Here is an 8,602-nt window from a genome sequence, read left to right as displayed (position 1 = left end):
GGCGAAGACAATGGCAGGATCATTGACCAGCGCCCGAGCAATGGCCACCCGCTGCCTTTGTCCTCCCGATATTTCGTTGGGATGATGCCGGAGCCGCTCACCAAGACCCACCATCTCCAGCATCCGGCGGGCCCGCTCCCGGCGCTCCGCCGCCGACACCCCGGCATACAGCAGGGGCAGCTCGACATTTTCCAACAGCGTCATTCCGGGAAGCAGGTTAAAGCTTTGAAAGACAAAGCCTATTTCAGAATTCCGCAGCTCCGCCAATTCGTCGTCGGACAGGGAACGGACATCTCGATTCCGCAGATAGTAGGAGCCGGAGGTGGGCCGGTCTAGACACCCGATAATATGCATCAAGGTAGACTTGCCGGAGCCCGAGGGTCCCATAATCGCGACATACTCCCCCTGATACACCTCAAAGGAGACGCCCCGGAGGGCATAGACCACCGAGTCCCCCATGGGATACTCCTTGGTCAGGTTTTCTACCCGAAACAAAGGGGTGCGCTCCTTCATCGGCGAACACCGCCCACTACCACGGGGCCGCCCCTACCCATGGAGCCGGGCCTTGCCACCGCCCGATAATTATTGGCCAAGATTTTATCGCCGGCCTTAAGACCGCTGACAATTTCCACAAATATCCCATCGGAAATGCCCGTTTCCACGGGAGTAGGGACATTACCGGAGTCGGTGACCACCGTCACCATCGATTGACCATCCACTTGGGCCACGGCATCCACGGGAACGGCCAGGGCCCCATCGACCCGGTCGACAACGATTCTTCCCTCGGCGCTCATTCCCGGCTTGACCCTGGGATCCACCTCATCCAATTCAATCTTCACTGGAAACAGCACTAGGTCACTGCTGCCCCGGGGCACAATCCCGATTTCCACCACTGACCCCGTGAGGGTCAAGTTGGGGTAGGCATCAACGATGATGGTCACCGGTTGACCTAGCTCCACGTGGCGAATATCCACTTCATCGACATTAACCTCTAGATACATCCGGCTTAGATCCAACAGCCGCAAAGCCTGGGTAGTAGTGGAAACCATTTCACCGACGTCGATATTGACCTCGGCCACTACCCCGGAAAAGGGCGCCTTCAGGGTGGTGGCTTCCAGCTCCGACTTGGCCACCTGATAGGCCAACTCCCTTTCCTTGACAATACTCGGGGGTGAATCGAATTGAGCCAATTCCCATTCCCGCTTAGCCGTTAGATAGGACAGCTCCTGATTAACACTGTTTAGCCGGGCCAAGATTGCTCCCTCGGCCACGGTATCCCCGGAACTGACCGCTACTTCCTGGACCTTGCCAGCCACATCAAAGGTCACCAGTAAGTCCCGTTGGGGGACAATCTGACCGGCGCTGGAGATGGTCTTAATCACCGAGCGCTCCTGCACCGTCATCACGCCCTGACCGGAAAGGGCTTCCGTCACCGCCTCCTGATTGTTCCCAGCGGAGAAGTACCACCGAACACCAGCGAGAATGACTGCAGCAACCACAAGCCAAAGGAAACGCTTGCGCCACTTACCAACTGAGCTCACCAACAGCACCTCCCTCAATTTGAGGAGTCTCTCCGATTAGTACCATGAATCCTAGTCTAGCTGCCTCGTATTCGATCGCTGCCGCTAAGCTGTCCAACCAAGCCAGCTGCAGGGCCCGCTCACTGGACTGTAGGGCCTCCGCCGTGATCAGGCCCCGTTCAGCCTGCCCTTGTCGGGCCTGGTACTCTCCTTGGGCCCTATGCCATTTTAGCTGGGCAATATTGACTTGGTCCTGAAGCCACTGCAGCTCCGATAATTCTTCCATCACTGCAGCTGCAATTTGTTCCTGTTCCAATTGCAGGTTACGCTCAGCCTTTTCCACGGCCAGTTCTGCCTCTTTAATTCCGAGGCTCTTGCGCCCACCATCGGCAAACTCATAGGACACCGACAAATAGGCGCCATAGGTGGGCTCTTCCCAGTGCTCTTCCTTGAAGTCCATAGTCCCCCTGACTCCCACCGCTAACCCCAGATCCTGCCGCAGCGCCTGCAAATTGCGCCGAGCAGCAGCCAGCGACTGCTCCAACCGAGCCACCTGAAGACTGTGGCTCTTGGCGGCGGCAACCGCTTCCCCTTCATCGATGGTAATGGACACACTGGGGATATCCTGGGGTAAGGGCTCCAACCGCCAATCGCCATCCCTTAAGCCTAAGCGCTGGGCCAGCTGTAGTTTGCGCTGCTCCAGCTGCCTCAAAGCCCGGCGGTACTCGGCCTGACTGCTGTCATGTTCAATTCTAGCGGCCAAGACATCGTTATCCGCGGCCAAGCCCTGGTCCCGTTTGTCCACCACTCGCTGTAGGCTCTGGGCCTTGGCCTCTACTTCTTGGGCCAATACCTCAGTGCGGGCGACCTCCACCTGCAGCAGCCGATACTCCCGGTAGGTGGTCAAAGCCGCGTCCAGCTGGGCCTGCTGGAACTTAGCAGCCGCGATATCAACGAGCTCTCGGGCGTTGCGTAAAGCCAAAGCCTGATCCCCTTGACTGGGTTTTGGCCACAGATCTAGATTCGCGGACAGGGAAAGCCCTGCTCCCTCATCCTCCCGAGTCCTTCTGCCGGGATAGGATTTCGAAGTCGCCGACAGAGTGAACCCATGGACCGGCTGCCAGCTTCCCTGCAGGGTTAGATCCCGACCAAACTCCCACTCCCCTGTCTCCGGCAATTTCCCAGAGAACTGTACGGGACGCAAGGATACCGACCCCTGGGGACGAAGTGCCACTTCGCCCTTGGCCTGGGTGAGTTGGGCCTCCTGCCATTCATCCTGGGCGGCAACCACCGCGGGGTCCCACTCCATCGCCCTTTCCATGGCCCCTTGTAGGGTAAGTACCTGGGGTTCTTCTGCACTAGCCAGGCTGCTGCAGACAAGACCCACCAACACCAGGGGGATGAGGATCAAGCCCCGGTAAAATTTAGTTGTTCGAATAGTGTCAAACCCACAGCCCATCAAAGTCCTCCCTCTAATCTTCTGGGGTCACCTCAGCCGGTGGCTGCACCAGGACACTGGCGCTCAAATCTCGATCCAAACTGCGCTCAAAGGCCAAGTAGGCTAGAACGTAGTCCTTCCTGGCAGAGAGCTCAGCGCTGGTAGCTTGCCACAGAGCAATCTGAGCCCGATCCAGTTCGTCCGCGGTCTTCAGTCCCGCCTCCAACTGTTGTTTCGTAATGGCAAAGGTCCTTGTCTCCAGCTCCAGGCTCTGCTGAGCGGAGCGATACCGCCGAGCCGCCTGATTGACGGAGTTATATGCTGAAGTAACCTCATTGGTAATTCGTTCCTTGGCCTGGGCCAACTGCAGCTGGGCCAATTTCACTTTGTTCCTGGCCTCCCTTAGCACCAAGGGAGCCGCCTGTTCCAGCTCCAACTGCTCCAGATCTAAGCTGACTAACTCCACATTCTCCTCGGCCTGCTTTACCGTCACACTTTCGGCGATTGCCCGCTGCAAAAGGTCATCAAGATCCACCGTCAGGGGAACAAAGGGCAAGTTCCCATCGGGCAGAGCCCTGTGCCCACCCAGGAGAAATTGGAAATTGCGCCGGGCTTGGGCTAAGTTATCATTGGCCTGTTGATAATTGGCTTCCGCCGTCGCCAAGGCTGACTCTGCTTCTAAAACGTCTAGTTCACTGGCGTTTTGCGTTGCTCGTTTTTGCCGGGTTAGCTCCAACTGCTTCTTGGCCAGAGCCAACTCCTTCTCCCGGATCTGGAGGGTTAAGTCTGCCTGGGCGAGATCGGCAAATTGGGTTACCGTCTCCACCACCACATCGGCCACCTTCCCCCGATACTCCGTGTCCGCCTGTTTCAAGGTGTATTCTGCCAACCGTGCGTTATAGGCCGAGCCCGTCAGCAGGTTGTCAGCCAGACTGCGCTCATAGGCCACCTTGGCGTTATCCCACTGCACCAAGGCAATTTGATGCCCAATATCCTCCTGCAAAGCCAAGGCCACTGCCTCGGGCAAGGAGATCTGCTGGGCAGCTGACACCTGTTGGGCTCCTGCTAAGCCCGTTGTCGCCAACACCATCAAGCCCACCAAAACCACTAGAAACCTTCTCAAACCACGGCACCTCCAGCTGTGAATGCTCAGCAAATTCCTCTTGCTGTCAGGGTAATTATACAAAGGACCTTTGAAGTTCTCTTGAAAAAACCTTCACTTTTTCTCCGGCTATTCCTCTGCTGGTTGGGGCACAGCCTTCCGGGAACCCTCCCGGGCCCCATCCACCGGCGGCTTACCCGTTACCGCCTTGGTTTGCCAGCGTCCCGTTCGGTAGTACAGGATGTGGGCTGCCAATCCAGCTAAGGGACTGGTCGCCATCGCGATCCAGACACCGGTAACTCCCAGGGTCGGCATCGCCGAGAGGATCCGGGCCAAGGGGACCCGGACAATCCACAGGGAAACCAAGGTCATCAACATCGTCGATACCGTATCCCCGCTTCCCCGCAGCAGTCCTCCCAGGGTAAACATCAAAGACATTGGCACATAACCAAAGGCCATATACCGCAGGTATAGTCCTCCCTGCTCCAAGACCGCGGCATCATCGGTAAACAGCGACATCAAGATGTCAGGACGAACTAAAGCTACGATGGACACGATAACGGTAATCCCTCCGGCCAGGAGCATACCCCACCGAACAGTTTCCCGTACCCGCTGGACTTTCCCTGCACCCAAATTCTGCCCCACCAGGGCAGAAACGGAGAAGGAAACGCTGTGGGCCGGCATGAAAGCGAACTGGTCCAATCGCCCGGCGGCGCCAAATCCCGCCACCACCGTAGCCCCAAAGAGATTGACCGTGGAGGAAACGATCAAGTGGGCCATGGACACCATGATTTGCTGTACACCCGCGGGGATCCCAATCCTGAAGGTGAGGCGAGTCAGCTCCCAATCGAACCTGAAGGTTCCCGGCTGGTAGCTAACAATTCCCGATCGGCGATACAAGTAATGCAAAGACAGCACTGCAGAGACCCCTTGGGCAATCACCGTGGCCCAGGCTACTCCGGCTACCCCTAACCTGGGGAAGGGTCCCACTCCAAAGATAAACATCGGGTCCAAAATAATGTTCAGTACCGTAGCAAAGGCCAAGAATTTCAGGGGAGTTTTGGAATCTCCCAGTCCCCGAAGAATAGCGGAGACGACATTGTACAGGAACATCCCCACCAAACCGGCCAAGTAAATCCCGAGGTAATCGGAGGCCAGCTCAAAGATCTCCGGCGGGGTATTAATCAACCGCAGCAAGGGTCGATGAAAAGCCACACCAATAATGGAGACAACGATGCCCATAACCACCAATAAAAGCAGGGAGTTGTTAATCACCCTGACTACTCGGTCCCCTTGGCCGGCGCCAAAATACTGGGACACCAAAATGGTGGTGGCCATCGTGATCCCCATCACTAAACCAATCAAAGCGAAGATAATGGGAAACCCCACGGAGACAGCCCCCAGGGCCTCGGGACCCAGGAATCTACCTACCCAGATACTGTCAACGGTGTTGTAAAGTGCTTGCAGCATGTTCCCCAAAAACATTGGAACAGCGAAGGTAATAAGGTGCTTGGGAATACTACCAGAGGTAAAATCTGTGATCTGCCTGTTTTCCACTGGACTTCTCCTCCCACTTTCCCGAAAAATTTACAGCCCGGCATCGGTCTGACGCCGAGCTGCATGGCACACTGATTCATCCAACCTGTCAAGCACGTTTGACAAACCTACTCCATCCACCGACGTCTGTCGGCAGTATCAGCATGGCCCAAATTCAGGCAACCGGTATTGGGCCCCTACCCTATTGACTGATCCGGCGATGGAGCAATAGGAAGACGGCGATAGCCAGCCCGGTAGCCCCCAGGGCCAGCAGGGGAAAGTACCACATAGCAGCGAGCTCAATCCGCCGCATCAGGTGAATAAGCACCGCTGCAGCCAGGCTGACAAGGCCCACCTGACCAACCCGCCGCAGGGTAGCTAAAAAGATCCGCCGCTGATCCCCTACTGAATCGACACCGGAGTATTTACGCCTGTGGTCCTGGGCCTTGCCCACCTTGGACCTCAGGCAACCGAAGTACGCCAGCTCCAAAAAGAGCAGCAGCAGGACACCAGCGCCCACGGCCACCAGCTCTGCACCCCGGGCCACCCGCTCCGCAAGGAGCCAGATATACTCTACAAACAGGGCCGAGGCAGCCAAGACAAACCAATTAAACTTGCCGCTGCGCCAACCCACAAGGAGCGATAACAGCACCACCGGCCCCACTGCGATAATGAAGGTGTCTTGATACACCAAGGCGGGAACTGCCACCAAGACACCGGCAATGATCCATACCCATCTCCAGGCCATCTAACCCTCTCCTCCCATCAACTAACCCGTCCCCGGCGAGACTCCGCAGCTGCCGCCAACACCGGTCCCAGGGAAGTGACCTCACCATCCCAGCGTACCACCGTCAATCCCGACCGGCGCAGTTCCCGCAGCTTCCGGGCCTGCTCGTACTCCCACCACCGCTGCACCAGCGGTTCCGGAGGAAATTGGGCCAGTTCTCCCTTTGCCAGCTGACAGGGGGACAGGTAGACCACAATGGGGCGGAATCCCCGCAGGGCCAGAGAGACCAACATCCGCATCGACCGCCGGTCCATCAGGGGAGTAAAGACAAAGAGTGTGGCCTCTGCGGGAAGGGCCTGCATCGGCAGGCTGTCCATTTCTCGAAAGGCATGACTGCCCGAGGGCACAAGCCGCGCCAGGCGATGGAGGATCCTGTAAGTATGGCGTTTGCCATAGGCCGGGCGCAGCCAAGACACCGTTCCCCCATACTCGATAAACCCAACTCGGTCCTTGCGCTCCAAAAAGCAGTTGGCCAGACTGGCCACGCCCCGGGCCGTCCGATCCAGATAGCTGTTGGGACGCCCGCCGATGTCCTGCATGGTATCGACAACAAACACCACGTCCGCGTTTTTCTCTTGCAGCCTGGCATTAACATGAAGACTCTGCCACTTCAAGGAGGCCTTCCAGTTGATGTGTTTGGTGGCATCTCCGGCCACATACCGGCGAATCTCCGCCAGCTCCGTCCCCTCTCCCGGCCGCTGGGACACGTAGTTGCCGGTGTAATGGCCCAGCTGGCGCATTCCCCCTGAGGGCAGCTGCACCTTAACCAGGCGGGGATAGGCGGCAACCACTCGGCCCCCTTCGGTGGGGTGCTTCGTCCACACCATATGCTCCGGATCTAAGCTCTGGAATTCAAAGTGATCCACCAGGTATTCCCCTCGGGCTTCGAGGTGGATCTCGCACTCCAGCTCCCGGGTTTCACCGGAGGCCAGGGACAGCAGCATCACCGTTACCTCCGGCCGACTGCCATCGGGATAGTGCAGGATATGGGTCACCTGCAGGCAAGGCAGCTCCGTTACCGCATGGATGGTCAGTTTCACCGACACCGTTTCCCCTTCAAAGGCGGTGCGGTGGGATACCTGGCTGGAGGCAGCCATCTGAGCGGTAAAGGGGCGAAGGAGGGGCAGCAGCGCCATAATTCCAAAGGGCAAACCCAGGAGGAGAATCCTGGTTTTGCCCAACACAATTCCCAAGAAAATGGCGGCACCGCAGAGCAGGTAATAGGTTTTGTGCTTTCTACTCAGCCAGCGAGACATATTGGCTTCCTCCGGCTTCCGGTGTCGGCACTTTGGTGAGGATGTCTGAGATAATCTGCTCACCGGTGATATGTTCCAGCCAAAACTCCGCCCGAAGCAAGAGGCGATGGGCCAGGGCCGGGATGGCCATCTGCTTGACATCCTCGGAGAGAACAAAGTCCCTTCCCATCAGCGCTGCCCGGGCTCGGGCCAGCCTAAAGAGGGCTAGGCTGCCCCGGGGGGAAGAGCCCAGCTGCACCCGGTTTTCTGCCCTGGTGGCAGCTACGATCTCCACGATATACCGCTGGACATCGGCAGATACATGGACTTCTTCGATGGCCCTTTGCATGGCCAAGAACTCCTCCCGGGTGACCACCTGGGGAAGCTTAGCCTCATCCTGCCTTCGCTCTGCTCGATCCGCTAGGATCTTCTGCTCCACCTGGGCATCGGGATACCCAATCTGCAGTCTCATGATAAACCGGTCCATTTGCGCTTCCGGCAGAGGATAAGTACCTTCAAACTCCACGGGGTTTTGGGTGGCCAAGACCAAGAAGGGTGGTTCCAAGGGAAAAACCCTTCCCTCAATGGTTACCTGCTTTTCCTGCATAGCCTCCACCAGGGCCGATTGGGTCTTGGGGGTACCCCGGTTAATTTCATCGGCCAGCACCAAATTGGCAAAGAGAGGCCCTTCCCGAAACTGCCACTGTGACTGACCGGGGTCGTAGATAAACCCACCGGTTAAGTCTCCGGGGAGCAAATCCGGCAGGAACTGAATCCGGCGAAACTCTAATCCCAATACCTGGGCAAACATACTGGCTGTTAAGGTCTTGGCTACTCCAGGAACGTCCTCCAGCAAAATGTGTCCATTGGCCAGCATCCCCGCGAGGATATTCTGGAGTACCTGCTCCTTACCTAGGACCACACTGCCCACTTGGGAAATGATCTCATCACACTTCTCCTGTACTTGCTTAATGTCCATTGCCA

At 57.4% G+C, this 8,602-nt stretch carries 8 protein-coding genes; all 8 read right to left on the bottom strand.

All coding sequences use genetic code 11. From position 1 onward, the window contains the following. A partial coding sequence (locus GX030_09650) for an ABC transporter ATP-binding protein (protein ID NLV92638.1) occupies positions 1-513 on the bottom strand: 513 nt, incomplete at its 3' end. Next, positions 510-1,541 (bottom strand): efflux RND transporter periplasmic adaptor subunit, encoded by a 1,032-nt coding sequence (locus GX030_09645; protein ID NLV92637.1) that lies wholly within the window; start codon positions 1,539-1,541, stop codon positions 510-512. The genes GX030_09650 and GX030_09645, both read right to left, overlap by 4 nt. After that, entirely contained in the window at positions 1,525-2,979 is a 1,455-nt protein-coding gene (locus tag GX030_09640) for a TolC family protein (protein ID NLV92636.1), read from the bottom strand. Before GX030_09640 ends, GX030_09645 begins: the two co-directional genes overlap by 17 nt. A gap of 13 nt (positions 2,980-2,992) precedes the next feature. Then, positions 2,993-4,081 carry a TolC family protein gene (locus tag GX030_09635; GenBank protein NLV92635.1) on the bottom strand — a complete coding sequence of 363 codons (1,089 nt, stop codon included), beginning with the start codon at positions 4,079-4,081 and terminating at the stop codon, positions 2,993-2,995. 108 nt (positions 4,082-4,189) lie between these two features. Then, entirely contained in the window at positions 4,190-5,617 is a 1,428-nt protein-coding gene (locus tag GX030_09630; GenBank protein NLV92634.1) for an MATE family efflux transporter, read from the bottom strand. 181 nt (positions 5,618-5,798) lie between these two features. Beyond that, a complete protein-coding gene (locus tag GX030_09625) occupies positions 5,799-6,344 on the bottom strand; it encodes a hypothetical protein (protein ID NLV92633.1) in 546 nt (181 codons plus the stop codon). Positions 6,345-6,361: 17 nt separating this feature from the next. Continuing rightward, on the bottom strand, positions 6,362-7,639 hold the full coding sequence (locus GX030_09620; GenBank protein ID NLV92632.1) for a DUF58 domain-containing protein: 1,278 nt from the start codon (positions 7,637-7,639) through the stop codon (positions 6,362-6,364). Continuing rightward, positions 7,620-8,597, bottom strand: coding sequence for a MoxR family ATPase (locus tag GX030_09615; protein NLV92631.1), 978 nt, complete (start codon positions 8,595-8,597; stop codon positions 7,620-7,622). Before GX030_09615 ends, GX030_09620 begins: the two co-directional genes overlap by 20 nt. Between the last annotated feature and the right edge of the window lie 5 nt (positions 8,598-8,602).

The organism is Bacillota bacterium (genome assembly GCA_012727955.1).
Taxonomy (GTDB): Bacteria; Bacillota; Limnochordia; order DTU087; family JAAYGB01; genus JAAYGB01.
This window is presented reverse-complemented; position numbering and strand designations above follow the sequence as displayed.